This window comes from Humibacter ginsengiterrae (assembly GCF_054780115.1).
Genome location: NZ_BAAGWY010000009.1, coordinates 48,264 through 62,964, shown reverse-complemented (window position 1 = coordinate 62,964; position 14,701 = coordinate 48,264). Strand labels below are relative to the sequence as shown.

Sequence of the window (14,701 nt, the reverse complement as noted above, 5' to 3'; positions counted from 1 at the left end):
TGGCCCTTTTGGGCGGCTCTTCAGGGCCATCTGAGCGACTTGGACGAAACCAACCGGCGGTGCGGGTATCACGCGACGCCGAGGTAGGCCTCCTTGATGGCCGAGTTCGTCAGCAACTCCCTGCCCGTTCCGCTGTGCGTGATCGTTCCGGTCTCCAGCACGAACGCGCGGTGGGCGCGCGCGAGAGCCTGATTCGCGTTCTGCTCGACGAGCAGGATCGTGGTGCCCTGCTCGTTGATCTCGGTGATGATGCGGAAGATCTGCTTGATGAACTGCGGGGCGAGGCCCATCGACGGCTCGTCGAGCAGCAGGAGCCGTGGCCGGCCCATCAGCGCCCGGCCGATCGCGAGCATCTGCTGCTCGCCGCCCGACATGGTGCCTCCGGCCTGCGTCTTGCGTTCCTCCAGCCGGGGGAAGAGCCCGAACACGCGTTCCAAGTCGGCCTTGACACCCGTGCGGTCCTTGCGAGCGTACGTGCCCATGTCCAGGTTCTCGAGCACGGTCATCCCGGGAAAGATCCCGCGACCCTCTGGCGATTGGGAGATGCCGTTCGCGACCCGGATGTGCGCCTTCGTCCTCGTGATGTCCTGACCGTCGAACCGGATGGACCCCTTGGTCAGGTTCAGCAGGCCGGAGATGGCCTTCATGGTCGTGGTCTTGCCCGCACCGTTCGCACCGATGAGCGAGACGATCTCGCCCTCCTCGACGGTGAACGACAGACCGTGCAGCGCCTCGATGCGGCCATAGGAGACCACGACATCGTTCAGTTCAAGCAGCGTCGTCATCGGGCTCTCCCAGGTAGGCGGAGATCACGCGAGGGTCGTTGCGCACCTCGGCGGGCGATCCGTCCGCGATCTTCTTTCCGAACTCCAGCACCACGATGCGGTCGCAGACTCCCATCACGAGTTTCATGTCGTGCTCGATCAGCAGCACGGTGTAGCCGTCGGCGCGGATGGTGCGGATGAGCTCCATCAGCTGCTCCTTCTCCGCCGGGTTGAAGCCGGCGGCCGGCTCGTCCAGGCAGAGCACCTTCGGGTCCGTCGCCAGCGCCCGCGCGATCTCCAGCCTGCGCTGGCTGCCGTAGGGCAGGTGACGCGACAGCGTGTCTGCGGAATCCGCGATGCCCACGAATTCGAGCAGGGCGAGACCCCGCTCCACCGACGACTTCTCCTCGCGGTAGTGGCGCCGGCTGCGCACCAGCGCACCTGGCACGCTCGTGCGGTGGCGGGCATCCAGGCCCACCACGACGTTCTCCAGTGCCGTCATCTCGCCGAACAGGCGGATGTTCTGGAACGTGCGCGCGAGGCCCGCCCTGGTGATCTTGTGCTGCTTCTTGCCCTTGATCGATGCGCCCTCCATGAGCACATCGCCGCTGGTCGGACGGTAGACGCCGGTCATTGCGTTGAACGCAGTCGTCTTGCCCGCTCCATTCGGCCCGATCAGCCCGAGGATCTCACCGCGGTTGATGTGGAACGTCACGTCGTCGAGAGCCGTCAGGCCACCGAACTTCACCGTGACCGCCTTGACCTCTACGAGCTTCTCACCGACCTCGACGGTGATCTCCCGGTCCGGCGCCGCTGCTTCGGCGAGCTCCGCATCGACCCCGGCTTCGGCGAGCGTGGCCGCGTTCTCCTCCTCGGCTGGAATATCCGCGTCGGCCTCCGGCGTCGGGTCGGGCCCGACGTCGGTGAGGTCGGCGTCGTCGGGGCCCGCGTTCGGCACGGGCTCCGGCAGCGCCCCGAGATTCGGATCGTGCTCGACGGGGACGCGTTCCGGCCGCTCGTCGCGTGTCTCGTCGTTCTTCTCGCTCATTCGGCACCTCCGTCCCTGGTGTCGGTCGGAACGACGCCCGTGACGGGAGCACCCTCGGGGCGAGCACGCCACACGGCTGTCGCCTCCGAATCGTCGCCGGGGTTCGTGCCGCCGCCGGGCTTCGTGCGTGCCTCCTTGAGCTCTCGCACCTTGTCTGCCACCAGGCGCGAGTAGGTGAGCAGGTGGGATTTCGCCGCGATCAGGCCCTGCGGACGGAAGATCATCATGACGATCAGCAGCACGCCGAAGATGAGGTACTTCCAGTCCGCGATGGCGGTGAACCGCAGCGGGATGTACGCCACGATCGCGCCGCCCAGGATGGCGCCGACCTTGTTGCCGGAGCCGCCGAGCACGACGGCCGCGACGAACAGGATCGAGGTGGCCACGTCGAACTTCTGGTTGTTCACGAAGCTCACCTGCCCGGCGAAGAGCGCTCCCGAGAGACCGCCGATGCCTGCGCCGATCGCGAACGCCCACAGCTTGAACTTGAACGTCGGAACGCCCATGATCTCGGCGGCGTCCTCGTCTTCGCGGATCGCGATCCAGGCGCGGCCCACGCGGCTGCGCTCGAGGTTGCCGACGAACATGAGGATGATCACGATGACCGTCACGGCCAGCCAGTACCAGGGGGTGCCGTTCGAGGCCGAGAAGACCGCGTGACCCTGGGCATCCGTTCCCGGCGGATGCCCGACCTCCTGGAACCCGACCTGCCCGCGAGCGGCGGGGATGATCGTGGCCAGGATGCGGATGATCTCACCGAACCCCAGCGTCACGATGGCCAGGTAGTCGCCGCGTAGCCGCAGTGTGGGCAGGCCGAGTGCCACACCGAAAACCATGGCGATACCGATGGCGAGGGGGAGCGTCCACAGGTACGGGATGTGGATCGCCGTCGAGTCTGGCGAGGTGAAGAACGCCGCCGTGTACGACCCGATCGCGAAGAACGCGATGTACCCGAGGTCGAGCAGGCCGGCGAATCCGATCACGACGTTCAGGCCCACCGCCACCAGCGCGTACACCGCCATCTGGAAGCATGAGATCGGGAAGTCGTTCCCGGGCTCCGTCGTGATCAGCCACGGGTTGGCGACCGGAAGGTAGTAGACCGCGGCCAGCACGATGGCGAGGAACAGCCACTGCTGCCAGCGCGCCATGCGGTTCCACCGACGACGCCAGCCGCCGAGGAACTGCCGGCGGCCGCCGAACGACTCCTCCGCAACCAGCTGCTGCGACTTGCGAGCGGTCGGCATGGGCGTGCCGCCTCCGATGGCGCTCATGCGCGGCTCCTTCCAAGGGACTGCCCGAGCAAGCCGGACGGACGCACCAGCAGCACGAGCACCAGCACGATGAACGCGACGACGTCGGTCCACTGCGAGTCGCCGAGCAACAGCTGACCGTAGTTGCCGATCACGCCGATCAGCAGTCCGCCCAGCAGGGCGCCCCGCACGTTGCCGATTCCGCCGAGCACTGCGGCGGCGAACGCCTTGATGCCGAGCACGAAACCTCCGTTGTAGATGACGCCGCTGGGCACCTTCATCACGTAGAACAGCGCCGCCGCTCCGGCGAGGATGCCGCCGATCACGAACGTGGTGACGATGATGCGGTCCTTGTTGACGCCCATCAGCGTCGCCGTGTCGGGATCCTGTGCCACGGCACGAATGCCGCGACCCACCCGGGAGCGCCGGATGTACTGGTCCGTCGCGACCATCATCACGATGGCGGCGATGATGATCGTCAGCTGCTGGCTGTCGATGATCGCACCGAACACCTGGAACACCGGCGTCGGGATGAACATCGTCACGGCCGGCTCCGCGTTCGACCCGCGCACCAGGAAGATGATGTATTGGATCGAGAAGGATGCGCCGATCGCGGTGATCAGGAACGCGAGCCTCGACGCGCCACGCCGCCGTAGTGGCCGGTAGGCGACCCGCTCGATGATGAACGCGGTCACGACCGAGAACACCATGCCGACGATCATCGCCAGCAGGAGGTTCGCGATGATCGCCCAGATCGAGAGGTTCGGCGGGTTCGGCCCGAAACCGAGCGTGGTCAGCGTCGCGACGACGCCGTAGCACCCCATGATGAACACCTCGGAGTGCGCGAAGTTGATGAGGTTCAGAACGCCGTAGACGAGCGTGTAGCCGAGAGCCACCAGCGCGTAGATGGCGCCGAAGGTGAGACCGTCGAAGGTCGCTGGCCAGAAATTCTGAACGAGTGAGCCAACGTCGAAGTTGATCCAGCTGTTATCGGCGTGGACGGATGCCGGCAGAGCCGCCGGCAGGGCGAGGAGGGTGGCGAGCATGTGGTTCTTCCGGTGCCGTGTCGAACCCCGACCACGTCGTCGGGGTCCGGCTGTTTCGGGTCAAGCATGGCCGCGTCGTGGGGCGGATTGGAAACGCCCCACGACGCGGCCTTCACGTGAACGGCGCGACTAGCCGATCGCTCCGACCGACACGATCTTGCCGTTGTCGACCTTGTACCCGAACACCGCGGACTTCGCGAGCTCACCCGTGGAGTCCCACTTGAGGTGCTTGCTCAGGCCGTCCGCGTCGTAGTTCGTCACCCAGTTGAGCAGCTTCGAACGGTCGGTGTTGCCCTTGTCGATACCGGAGAGCAGCACGGTCGCCGAGTCGTAGCCCTCTACAGAGTACGTTCCCGGTGCCATATTGAACGCCGACTGGTAGGCATCCGAGAAGCTCTTGATGAGCTCGCCCGGGATGCAGGGGCAGGTGAAGTAGGCGTTCTCGGACGCGTTGCCTGCGAGCTTGATGAACTGGTCGTCCTTCACGCCGTCGGGGCCGATGAAGACGCCCTTGTATCCCTTGTTCACCAGCTGCTGGTCGAACGGCGCACCCTCGGCGTAGTAGCCGGAGTAGAACACCGCGTCGGGCTTCGCGTTGATGATCTTGCTGACCGTGGCCGAGAAGTCCTTCTGGCCGGTGGTCACCTTGTCGGTTCCGGCGACCGAGGAGCCGAGCGCCTTCTGGATGGCCGTGGAGAGCCCGATGCCGTAGTCGGAGTCATCCTGCACCACGTAGACCTTCTTGGCCTTCAGCTTGTCGGTCGCGAAGGTCGCCGCTGCCGGACCCTGCACGTTGTCGTTGCCCAGGGCACGGAAGAACGTCTTCCAGCCGTTCTGCGTCAGCGTCGGGTTCGTGGCCGATGGCGTGATGTGCACGAGGCCGGCCTGCTCGAAGATTCCGCCGGTCGCCTTCGACTCGCCGGAGAACGGAAGGCCGACGACACCGATGATGTCGGACTCGTTCACCGCCTGGGTCACGACGCCGGGAGCCTTGCCCGGGTCACCCTCGGTGTCGAACTTCTTGAACTGCACCTGGCAGCCCGGGTTCGCCTTGTTGTGCTGGTCGATCGCCAGCTGAACGCCGTTGAAGATGTTGATGCCGAGCTGCGCGTTCGGGCCGGTCTCCGCGCCGATGTAGCCGATCGTCAGGTTGCTGTCGCACTTCGCCTTGCCGTCGCCTGCGGGAAGCACGGCGTTCTTCGAGACGTCGATCGACGTCTGGACCGGCAGGTCGACTTTGCTGGTGCTGGAGGTGGATCCCCCGGTCGACGACTGGTTCACACAGCCGGCCGTCAGGAGCGCGACCGCCGCTGCCGCGGCCAGCGCTCCGATGATCCTCTTGGTTGCCATGGAGGTTGCCTTTCAGGTCCTGTGCCAGGGGCGGGTTGTGCCCCTTTGCACGGTTGCAATGTCCTGAACCGTAGACGAGTCTTCAGACCCCCCGCAACGCATTGGGCCAGTGTTGTGCCAAATCTTTACAAAGTGAACACATAAGGCGGCCTTGCTCTCACGTCGGGCCCTGCCAGCGGCATCGCAGCGCTCACCAGAGCGCCCCAGGATTCAGTGGACGTATTCGAGCAGGTCGCGGCCGACGGCGCGCATCCCGTCGAGCACTCCGAGCCGTGCAGACAGTTCCCTGTCGTCGAAGGATGTCGACACCACGTACGCGACGCCCGCCCGCGGACCGCGCAGCACGCCGACCTCGCTGCGCACACCGGCGTCTGCGCCCGTCTTGTTCATCAGCAGCAGGCCGTGGTCCGGACCGCGATGCGCCAGCGGGTCGAGCCCGAAAGCGCTCGCCACCATCGAGAGGTCGTGGTTCAGCGAGAGCCACCCCACGACGCGCTTGCTCGTTCCGGCATCCACGACCTCACCCCTGGCGAGCGACGCGAACAGCCAGGTGAGCTCCTTGGCGCTTCCCACGGAGAGCTGCGGTGCGTCATCCGGTCCCCGATGGTCGCGCACCAGATCGAGCATCGCGGTCTGACGCAGACCGAGCTGTTCGGTGCGCGCGCTCACCGACTCGAGCCCCACCCGGCGCAGCAGCACATTCGTGGCGAGGTTGTCGCTGGCTGCGCCGACGAGGACCGCCAGATCGGCCAACGGAAGCGAGGGAGCGACAAGGTGCTGCCAGATTCCGGAGTCGCCCACGGCATCCGTTTCCAACCGGTCGACGAGGCTCAGCGCGCTCGTGTCGCGCGCCTCGAGCCTCGCGGCCACCTCGATGAGCAGCAGCACCTTGCCGATCGACGCGGTAGGCATGACCACGTGGTCGTCGACCGAGAACAGCACGGCACCGGTCGTGAGGTCGATGGCCCTTGCGGATACCTGCACACCGGCGAGCGCAAGCTCCCCGAGAGCCGCGAAGCCCCTGGCGAAGCTGTCTCCTGGCTCGCGCCCCCGGTGTTTGCCGCGTCGCCCGCCCGCATGCCTGGATCGGCGTTCTGAGCCTTGGACGGGGGCGCTCACGGTCTTGTTCGGTCCTCGAAGCTTCGTGCTGCTGGAATGGATGCCGCGTCCCCCGTCGCGGCATCCTGGCGTGCTTACATCAAACCACGCCGCGAGCCCCCCGGGCCGTGAGTCACCAGATGTGCACGCGGTGCTCAGGGGATAGCCATAGTGCATCCGTCGGCTGCACATCGAATGCGTCGTAGAACGCGTCGATGTTGCGCACGATCTGGTTGCACCGGAACTCGTTCGGCGAGTGCGGGTCGATCGCGAGCAAGCGGATGACCTCCTCGTCACGGCTCTTCTGCTGCCAGGCCTGCGCCCAGGAGAGGAAGAACCGCTCAGCGCCCGACAGCCCGTCGATCACCGGCGGTTCGGCACCGTTCAGCGACAGCAGGTACGCCTTCCAGGCGATGCCGAGGCCGCCGAGATCGCCGATGTTCTCGCCGATCGTGAGCGCGCCGTTCACGTGATACTGCGGCACCTGCGCGGGAGCGAGCGCGTTGTACTGGGCGATCAGCGCGCGCGTGCGCTTCTCGAACGCACGGCGGTCATCCGTCGTCCACCAGTCGGCGAGCTTGCCGTTGCCGTCGAACTTCGAACCCTGGTCATCGAATCCGTGCCCGATCTCGTGACCGATCACCGCGCCGATCGCTCCGTAGTTGGCAGCGTCATCCCGGTTCGGATCGAAGAACGGGTACTGCAGCATCGCGGCAGGGAACACGATCTCGTTGAACCCCGGGTTGTAGTAGGCGTTGATCGTCTGCGGCGTCATGAACCACTCGTCGCGGTCGATCGGCTTGCCGATCTTGTCGAGCTCGCGCCGGAACTCGAACTCCGCAGCGCGCCGCACATTGCCCATCAGGTCGGTGGGATCGGTCATCAGGCCGGAGTAGTCGCGCCACTTGACCGGGTAGCCGATCTTCGGCGTGAACTTCGACAGCTTCTCGAGCGCGCGGTTCCGGGTCTTCTCGCCCATCCAGTCCAGCGTGCGGATCGACTGCCGGTACGCATCGACCAGGTTGCCGACGAGGATGTCCATGCGACGCTTCGACTCCGGCGGGAAGTGGCGCTCGACGTAGACGCGGCCGACGGCCTCGCCCATCGCGCCCTCCACCAGCGACACACCGCGCTTCCACCGTTCGCGGATCTTCGGCGTACCGGTGAGGGTGCGCCCGTAGAAGTCGAAGTTCTGGTTCACGAAATCGCCGCTCAGGTACGGAGCCGCATCGTGAAGCACCCGCCAGCGCAGCCAGTCGCGCCACTGGGCCAGGCGCTGCTCGCGCAGCAGCGAGCCGAGCCCGGCGGTGAAGCTCGGCTGGCGCAGTACCACCTCATCGAAGGCGCCGTCCGGCGCGCCGAGGGCCTTCAGCCAGGCGCCGAGGTCGACGCCGCTGGCCAGGGAGGCGGCATCCCTCCAGTTGTAGAGGTTGTACGTCTTCTCGCTGTCGCGGCTGGCGACGTTGTCCCAGTGCGCCTTGGCGATGTCGGTCTCGAGGTCGAACACGTTCTGCGCGCGGCGCGGCGCCTCCGGCACGCCCGCCAGCTCGAACATGCGCTGCACGTGCGCGAGGAAGGCGGCACGCACCGACGCGAACTTCGGCTCGCGGTAGTAGCTCTCGTCGGGCAGCGAGATGCCGCCCTGCTCGACGAACACGAGGTAGCGCTCCGGATCGCCGGGGTCGTTGTCGACGAACAGCTGGTAGAAACCGCTGAGCCCGCTCTTCTCCAGGCGTCCGATGGCTTCGAGCAGATGCGGGATGGAGCGGATGTTCCCGGCCAGCGCCAGGCGCGACTCCACGGGCGAGATACCGAGCTTCTCGATGCGCTCGGTGTCCATGAAGCTGGAGAACAGGTCGCCGAACTTGCGCGCCTCTGTGCCCTCCTCGGCGCGCTGGGCGTCGTCGATGATCTCCCTTACGGCCTTCTCCGACTGCTCGGCGAGGATCATGAACGATCCCCACCTGGCCTTGTCAGAGGGAATGTCGGTGCGTGTCGTCCACTTGCCGTTCACGTGCCGGAACAGGTCGTCCTGGGGCCGGATGCCAGCATCCAGCTCATCGGTCAGGATGCCGGAGGCAAGAACGGATGCCCCGTCGTCCGGCGTCTGCTCCGGCTTCTGCGCCGCGTCACTCATGTCTTCCAGATTAGGCGAGCGACGACGGGTTCAGCGCCGACGGGAAGTTACCGGGTGCTACACACGTTCACACGATTCGACAGCCAGGCGGTAAGAGAACGAGAGTTGAAGTATGAAACACCTGAAGGGCGCGGTCGCCGTCGCGGCCGCCGCAGCGCTCCTGCTCACCGGATGCACGGCATCCGGTTCCACGAGCGGTGCATCGAGCTCCGGCGGAACGCTGACCATCCTCACGCAGCAGACGCAGATCAACCTCGATCCGGCGAAAAGCCAGAACCTCGCGATCACGACTCTCGGGCTCATCGAACGCCGGCTCACCACGTGGGACATCGAGCCGGGCAAACCGGCGAAGGTGGTTCCCGACCTCGCCACGAACACCGGCGTCGCCAGCGACGGCGGCAAGACCTGGACGTACACCCTGAAGAGCGGCCTGAAGTTCTCCGACGGCACGCCCATCACGTCTCAGGACATCAAGTACGGCGTCGAGCGCTCGTTCGCCCCTGAACTCTCCGGCGGCTTGAGCTACCACAAGTCGCTCCTCGTCGGCGGCGCGGACTACAAGGGCCCGTACACCGGCGGCGACCTCGCGTCGATCCAGACTCCCAACCCCAAGACCATCGTCTTCCACCTCAACTCCTCATACGGCGACTGGCCGTGGATCGCGTCGATGCCGGCGTTCGCCCCCGTGCCGAAGGCGAAGGACGACCCGAAGACCTACGGCGAGAAGCCCGTCGCGTCCGGCCCGTACGAGGTGCAGTCGAACAAGAACGGCACGCAGCTCACGCTCGTGCGCAACAAGTACTGGAACGCGAAGACCGACCCGGTGCGCTCCGGCGGACCGGACGAGATCGTGTTCAAGGAGAGCCAGGATCTCGCGACCAGCGCGCAGAGCCTGATCTCCGACGTGGGCAGCGCCAAGACGTCATTCATGTCCGACTACCTCGGCGCAGCGCAGCTTTCGCTGGTCAACAAGAACCCGGATGCCAAGAAGCGGCTGGTCACCTCGCAGGCCGGCCCGATCAACTATCTGGCGATGAACACGCAGCGCGGGGCGCTCACCGACCTCAAGGTGCGGCAGGCGATCGAGTACTCGGTCGACCCGAAGGCCTTCATCATCGCGCAGGGCGGCAGCCAGGCCGCCATCCGGGCGACGACGCTGATCACGCCAGGCATCCCCGGGCGCGTCAGCTACAACCTGTACCCGTCGGGTGACGACGGCAACGTCGCCAAGGCCAAGGAGCTGCTGAAGGAGGCCGGACACTCGACGGGGCTGAACCTCACCCTGTGGGCGGCGAACGACTCGTCGAGCCAGGCGCAGGCGCAGGCGCTGCAGCAGGGCATCCAGCGGGCCGGCATCACCGTCACGATCAAGCCCATGGACGAGCTGACGATGTACACCGAGGCCACGACCGAGGCGAACCCGGACTACGACCTCATCCTGGGCGGGTGGCAGCCCGACTTCCCGAGTGCGAACGGCAACATCCAGCCCCTGTTCGCCTCGAGCCAGATCGGTGGCGGCGGGTACAACCTGTCGCGCTACTCCAACCCCGAGGTCGACCAGCTGATCGCGCAGGCGACCGGTGAGGTCGACGCGTCGAAGGCGGAGGCGTTGTGGGCACAGGCCGACAAGCGCATCATGCAGGACGCACCGGTCGTGCCGCTGACGTACTCGAAGCAGTCGTTCCTGCGCGGCGCGAACGTGCAGAACTTCTTCGTCGCCTCGTTCCCGGCGTACCCGAACTACCTCAAGGTGACGCTGAGCAAGTGATACAGCACCACCCGGACGTCCTGGCGGTGGACGGGCTCTCCGTCTCGTTCGCCGACCAGGACGGCCGCGACGCGTCCAGACGCACGGTCGTCGACGATGTGAGCTTCACGCTGCACCAGGGCAGAGTGCTCGCGCTCGTCGGCGAGTCCGGCTCGGGCAAGTCCGTGACGGCCATGTCGGTACTCGGGCTGCTGCCCGCCAGCGCGCGGGCGACGGGGAGCATCCGGCTTCAGGGCGAGGAGCTGATCGGAGCGGATTCCCGCAGCCTCCGCCGGGTGCGCGGAAACCGGATCGGCACGATCTTCCAGGAGCCGATGAGCGCGTTCGACCCGATGTACCGCATCGGGTGGCAGATCGCCGAGGCGATACGGGCGCACCACCCGCACACGCCGCGGCACGAGTTGCGCTCTCGGATACGGGAGCTGCTCACGGCCGTCGGCATCACCGATCCGCGACGCATCGCGCATTCGTATCCGCACCAGCTCTCCGGCGGACAGCTTCAGCGGGCGATGATCGCCATGGCGATCTCGTGCGAGCCGGTCGCACTGATCGCGGACGAGCCGACGACGGCGCTGGATGTCACGGTGCAGGCGGGCATCCTCGAGTTGATCCGGTCGCTGCGCGACACCGTCGGTACGGCAGTGCTGCTCATCACACACGACATGGGCGTGGTCGCCGACCTCGCCGATGACGTCGTGGTGATGCGCGCCGGCGAGGTCGTGGAGCGCGCGCATGCCGTCGAGCTGTTCGCGCATCCGCATGCCGAATACACGCGCGAACTGCTGGGGGCCGTCCCGCGGCTGGAGCGGCTGCGGGTCGAGGCGGTCGCCGAGTCGGCCGAACGTGCACCGCTCAGTTCGCAGTTCTCGTCGGCGGCCGTGTCCGGAGGCCACGAGAACGACGACCTGAGCGAGCGTGAGGCCGGATCGCGAGCCACCTCTCTGGTCGTCGACGTGCAGAGCGCCGTCGTCACCTACGGCGGCGCGTGGGGGCGGCCGCCACTGGCGGCGGTCGACGGCGTGAGCATCGGGATCGCCCGCGGAACGACGCTCGGGCTGGTCGGCGAGTCCGGTTCCGGCAAGTCGACGCTCGGCCGCGCCCTCGCCGGACTCGTGCCGCTCACCTCCGGCTCGATCACGGTGGCCGGCGTCGACCTGTCGAAGGCGTCGGCCAAGGACCTGCGCCGGGTGCGGCGCGATGTCGGCTTTGTGTTCCAAGACCCGGCGTCGTCGCTGAACCCGCGCTACACCGTCGGGCAGGCGATCGCCGAGCCGCTGCGGCTGCATACCGCGCAGGATGCCGCCACCCGCCGGTCCCGGGTCGCCGATCTTCTCGAGGCGGTGCGACTGCCGCGCTCGTACACCTCCCGTTACCCGCACGAACTCTCGGGCGGACAGCGCCAGCGCGTCGCGATCGCGAGGGCTGTGGCGCTCGGCCCGTCGCTGCTCATCGCCGACGAGCCGACCAGTGCGCTGGATGTCTCCGTACAGGCGCGCATCCTCGAGCTGCTCGGCGAGCTGCGCGAGCAGATCGGCTTCGCCTGCCTGTTCATCAGCCACGACCTCGCCGTCGTGCAAGAGCTGGCCGACTCCGTCGCCGTGATGCGAGCCGGCCGGCTCGTGGAGGCGGGGCCAACCGAGCAGGTGCTGAGCGCGCCGACCCAGGCGTACACGCTGCGCCTCCTCGCTGCGGCCCCGGTGGCCGATCCCGGCGAGCAGCGGCGGCGCCGCGAGGCGTGGCTGGAGGTCGAGAACGCCGAAGCGGAGCCGGTCGGACTCGACGCAGCCGCGCTGCAGGCATCCGTCGCCGGTGCACGGAGCGAGGGGACGGAGGAGGGATGACGACCGCCAACACCGTCGAGGGCGAGGCCGTCGTCTCACGCAAGACCGGCTTCGGGCACGTGGTGCGCAGTATCGCGCACGACCCGTGGGCGACCGCCGGAGTCGTGGCGATCGTCGTGTTCGTGCTGGTCGGGATCTTCGCCCCGCTGATCACCGGCATCAACGGACAGAACCCGTACACGTACCATCTGAGCCTGCTCGACGACTCCGGGGCGCCGAAGGGCGCTGCCGGCGGCATCAGCTGGTCTCACTGGTTCGGCGTCGAGCCGCTCACCGGCCGCGACCTGTTCTCGATCGTGGTCTACGGCGCCCGCACCTCGCTGCTCATCGGCGTCAGCGCGACCGTCGTCTCCGTACTGATCGGCGTGCTCGTCGGCCTCACCACCGGCTTCTTCGGCGGATGGTACGACCGCGTCCTCAGCCGCGTCGTCGACGTGATGTTCGGCTTCCCGGTGCTGATCTTCATCATCGCGCTCACCGCGATCGTGCCGAGCTCGTTCCCGCGGCCGCTGTTCATGGTGCTCGTGATCGGCTTCTTCGGCTGGCCGCCCATCTCGCGCGTCATCCGGGGGCAGGTGATGTCGCTGCGCGAGCGCACGTTCGTGGTGGCATCCACCGCGATGGGCGCAGGCCCGTGGCGGGTGGCGCTGAGCCAGGTGCTGCCCAACGTGACCGCCACGATCATCGTCTACACGACCATCCTCGTGCCCAGCATGATCGGGTTCGAGGCCGCGCTCTCGTTCCTCGGCGTCGGCGTTCCGCCGCCGACGCCCTCCCTCGGCCGCACGATCGGCGACGCGGTCGGCTGGGTGCAGACCGATGCGATGTACCTCGTGTTTCCCGGCGCCGCACTGTTCCTGATCACCCTCGCGTTCAATGTCGTGGGCGACGGCCTGCGCGATGCGCTCGACCCGAAGGCGCGCCGCCGATGAGGATGCTCCGCTTCATACTCCTGCGCCTGCTCGGCATGGTCGTCGTGCTGCTGGTGGTCGCCGCCATCACGTACGCGATCTTCTACCTGTTGCCCACGAACCCCGCGCAACTCAGCTGCGGCAAGCCGTGCACGCCCGACAACCTCGAGCGGGCGAAGGAGTTCATGGGCACGAATCTGCCGTGGTGGCGGCAGCTCTGGGACTTCCTCTCCGGGATCGTGGTGGGCCGCACGTTCGGCTCCGGCGAGGCGGCCGTCGTGTGCTCCGCACCATGCTTCGGCTACTCGTTCCAGCAGAACGCTGCTGTCACCGACCTGATCCTGTCGCGCTTTCCGGTGACGGCGTCGATCGCGGTGGGGGCGGCCATCCTGTGGCTCATCATCGGCGTGGCCGGCGGCGTGATCTCGGCTTTGAAGCGCGGCACGTTCGTGGATCGCAGCGTGATGACGCTGGCGATCGCGGGAGTGTCAGCGCCGAGCTATCTCGTCGGCCTGCTGGCGATCCTGGTGTTCGGTTTCACCCTCGGATGGCTGCCGACAGGCGGTTACATACCGTTCACCCAGGATCCGGTGCAGTGGTTCCTGCATCTGCTGCTGCCGTGGTTCACGCTGGCGTTCATCTCCTCGGCGATCTACGCCAGGCTCACCCGGGGCCAGATGATCGAGGCGATGGGCGAGGACTACATTCGCACCGCACGGGCCAAAGGCCTTCGCGAGCCGCGGGTGGTGCTCAGGCACGGGCTGCGGAACGCGCTCATCCCGGTCGTCACGATCTTCGGGCTCGACCTGGGGGCGCTGCTCGGCGGTGCCGTGATCGCCGAGAAGGTGTTCTCGATGCAGGGGCTCGGCGCGCTGCTCATCGACGCCGTGCACCAGCTCGACCTGCAGCTCGTGGTGGGCTTCACGCTGTTCGCGGCGTTCCTCATCGTGATCGCGAACTTCATCGTCGACCTGGTCTACGGCTTCATCGACCCACGAGTGAAGGCCGGCGTCTGAAGCACCACGGCTAGCGGCGCGAGGCCGCCCATTCATCCAGGAGCGCCGGAAGGCGCTTCCGGATGAATCGGAAGAAGCCCGCCAGTTCGGTGAGCCTCTCCCCAGCGTGCGAGTCCGGACCGCCGACCGCGTCGACGGCGTCCTCCGAGATCGCGATCATCATGTCGTAGACCCGGGTCTCGGCCATCGTCGCGGCGTACCAGGAGTTGTCGGGCAGCTCGTAGACATCCCTTCTGCTTCCCGGCTGCGAGACGCGATGGATCATCGCCAACGTCTGCAGGTATCGCACGGCACCGGAGATCGCGGCCGGGCTCGCGTTCAGACGTTCGGCGAGCTCGGCGGCGGTGAGAGCGGACTCGGCTGCGGTGAGCGTCATGAGAACGCGGGAGGGCATGCGGGGAAAGCCCGCGCCGTTGAGCACCGCGGCGCCGCGCTCGACGTACTCCTGAACCCGCTCTTCGTCTCGCGCCAT

At 67.1% G+C, this 14,701-nt stretch carries 12 protein-coding genes; 4 read left to right on the top strand and 8 right to left on the bottom strand.

The features are described 5' to 3' along the window. Nucleotides 1–68: 68 nt before the first annotated feature. The 7 genes from ACYVII_RS12020 to ACYVII_RS11990 all read right to left on the bottom strand — a co-directional run bounded on the left by ACYVII_RS12020 (nt 69) and on the right by ACYVII_RS11990 (nt 8,693). A complete protein-coding gene (locus ACYVII_RS12020) occupies nt 69–785 on the bottom strand; it encodes an ABC transporter ATP-binding protein (RefSeq protein WP_460535286.1) in 717 nt (238 codons plus the stop codon). Beyond that, nucleotides 769–1,647: an ABC transporter ATP-binding protein gene (locus ACYVII_RS12015; protein WP_460535437.1), complete on the bottom strand. Its 879-nt coding sequence runs from the start codon at nt 1,645–1,647 to the stop codon at nt 769–771. The genes ACYVII_RS12020 and ACYVII_RS12015 overlap by 17 nt, the downstream gene beginning before the upstream one ends. 161 nt (nt 1,648–1,808) lie before the next feature. Then, nucleotides 1,809–3,083 (bottom strand): branched-chain amino acid ABC transporter permease, encoded by a 1,275-nt coding sequence (locus ACYVII_RS12010; protein WP_460535284.1) that lies wholly within the window; start codon nt 3,081–3,083, stop codon nt 1,809–1,811. Further along, nucleotides 3,080–4,108 carry a branched-chain amino acid ABC transporter permease gene (locus tag ACYVII_RS12005; RefSeq protein ID WP_460535282.1) on the bottom strand — a complete coding sequence of 343 codons (1,029 nt, stop codon included), beginning with the start codon at nt 4,106–4,108 and terminating at the stop codon, nt 3,080–3,082. Before ACYVII_RS12005 ends, ACYVII_RS12010 begins: the two co-directional genes overlap by 4 nt. A 129-nt stretch (nt 4,109–4,237) precedes the next feature. Next, complete coding sequence (locus ACYVII_RS12000; protein ID WP_460535280.1) at nt 4,238–5,458, bottom strand: branched-chain amino acid ABC transporter substrate-binding protein; 1,221 nt, start codon at nt 5,456–5,458, stop codon at nt 4,238–4,240. A gap of 210 nt (nt 5,459–5,668) precedes the next feature. Beyond that, nucleotides 5,669–6,577, bottom strand: a complete 909-nt coding sequence (locus tag ACYVII_RS11995; protein ID WP_460535278.1) for a serine hydrolase — start codon at nt 6,575–6,577, stop codon at nt 5,669–5,671. A gap of 112 nt (nt 6,578–6,689) precedes the next feature. Next, complete coding sequence (locus ACYVII_RS11990) at nt 6,690–8,693, bottom strand: M13 family metallopeptidase (RefSeq protein WP_460535276.1); 2,004 nt, start codon at nt 8,691–8,693, stop codon at nt 6,690–6,692. A gap of 112 nt (nt 8,694–8,805) precedes the next feature. Here ACYVII_RS11990 and ACYVII_RS11985 point away from each other — a divergent pair, with 112 nt between their 5' ends. From ACYVII_RS11985 to ACYVII_RS11970, 4 genes are read left to right on the top strand one after another with little or no spacing between them, the layout of a single operon-like run. After that, on the top strand, nt 8,806–10,461 hold the full coding sequence (locus ACYVII_RS11985; RefSeq protein WP_460535273.1) for an ABC transporter substrate-binding protein: 1,656 nt from the start codon (nt 8,806–8,808) through the stop codon (nt 10,459–10,461). Next, the gene (locus ACYVII_RS11980) at nt 10,458–12,302 is read left to right on the top strand and encodes a dipeptide ABC transporter ATP-binding protein (protein WP_460535271.1); all 1,845 of its coding nucleotides are present in this window, start codon (nt 10,458–10,460) and stop codon (nt 12,300–12,302) included. The genes ACYVII_RS11985 and ACYVII_RS11980 overlap by 4 nt, the downstream gene beginning before the upstream one ends. Further along, on the top strand, nt 12,299–13,234 hold the full coding sequence (locus ACYVII_RS11975) for an ABC transporter permease (RefSeq protein ID WP_460535269.1): 936 nt from the start codon (nt 12,299–12,301) through the stop codon (nt 13,232–13,234). Before ACYVII_RS11980 ends, ACYVII_RS11975 begins: the two co-directional genes overlap by 4 nt. Continuing rightward, nucleotides 13,231–14,229, top strand: a complete 999-nt coding sequence (locus ACYVII_RS11970; protein WP_460535267.1) for an ABC transporter permease — start codon at nt 13,231–13,233, stop codon at nt 14,227–14,229. The genes ACYVII_RS11975 and ACYVII_RS11970 overlap by 4 nt, the downstream gene beginning before the upstream one ends. A gap of 10 nt (nt 14,230–14,239) precedes the next feature. On the opposite strand, the gene ACYVII_RS11965 is transcribed toward ACYVII_RS11970, so the two are convergent. Next, complete coding sequence (locus ACYVII_RS11965; RefSeq protein ID WP_460535265.1) at nt 14,240–14,701, bottom strand: GbsR/MarR family transcriptional regulator; 462 nt, start codon at nt 14,699–14,701, stop codon at nt 14,240–14,242.

Excerpts from the sequence above, each read along its gene's own strand:
- ACYVII_RS12010 (WP_460535284.1), bottom strand. The coding sequence starts at position 3,083 with ATGAGCGCCATCGGAGGCGGCACGCCCATGCCGACCGCTCGCAAGTCG.
- ACYVII_RS11985 (WP_460535273.1), top strand. The coding sequence starts at position 8,806 with ATGAAACACCTGAAGGGCGCGGTCGCCGTCGCGGCCGCCGCAGCGCTC.
- ACYVII_RS11970 (WP_460535267.1), top strand. The coding sequence starts at position 13,231 with ATGAGGATGCTCCGCTTCATACTCCTGCGCCTGCTCGGCATGGTCGTC.
- ACYVII_RS12020 (WP_460535286.1), bottom strand. The coding sequence starts at position 785 with ATGACGACGCTGCTTGAACTGAACGATGTCGTGGTCTCCTATGGCCGC.
- ACYVII_RS12005 (WP_460535282.1), bottom strand. The coding sequence starts at position 4,108 with ATGCTCGCCACCCTCCTCGCCCTGCCGGCGGCTCTGCCGGCATCCGTC.
- ACYVII_RS11975 (WP_460535269.1), top strand. The coding sequence starts at position 12,299 with ATGACGACCGCCAACACCGTCGAGGGCGAGGCCGTCGTCTCACGCAAG.
- ACYVII_RS11990 (WP_460535276.1), bottom strand. The coding sequence starts at position 8,693 with ATGAGTGACGCGGCGCAGAAGCCGGAGCAGACGCCGGACGACGGGGCA.
- ACYVII_RS12000 (WP_460535280.1), bottom strand. The coding sequence starts at position 5,458 with ATGGCAACCAAGAGGATCATCGGAGCGCTGGCCGCGGCAGCGGCGGTC.
- ACYVII_RS11965 (WP_460535265.1), bottom strand. The coding sequence starts at position 14,701 with ATGGCGCGAGACGAAGAGCGGGTTCAGGAGTACGTCGAGCGCGGCGCC.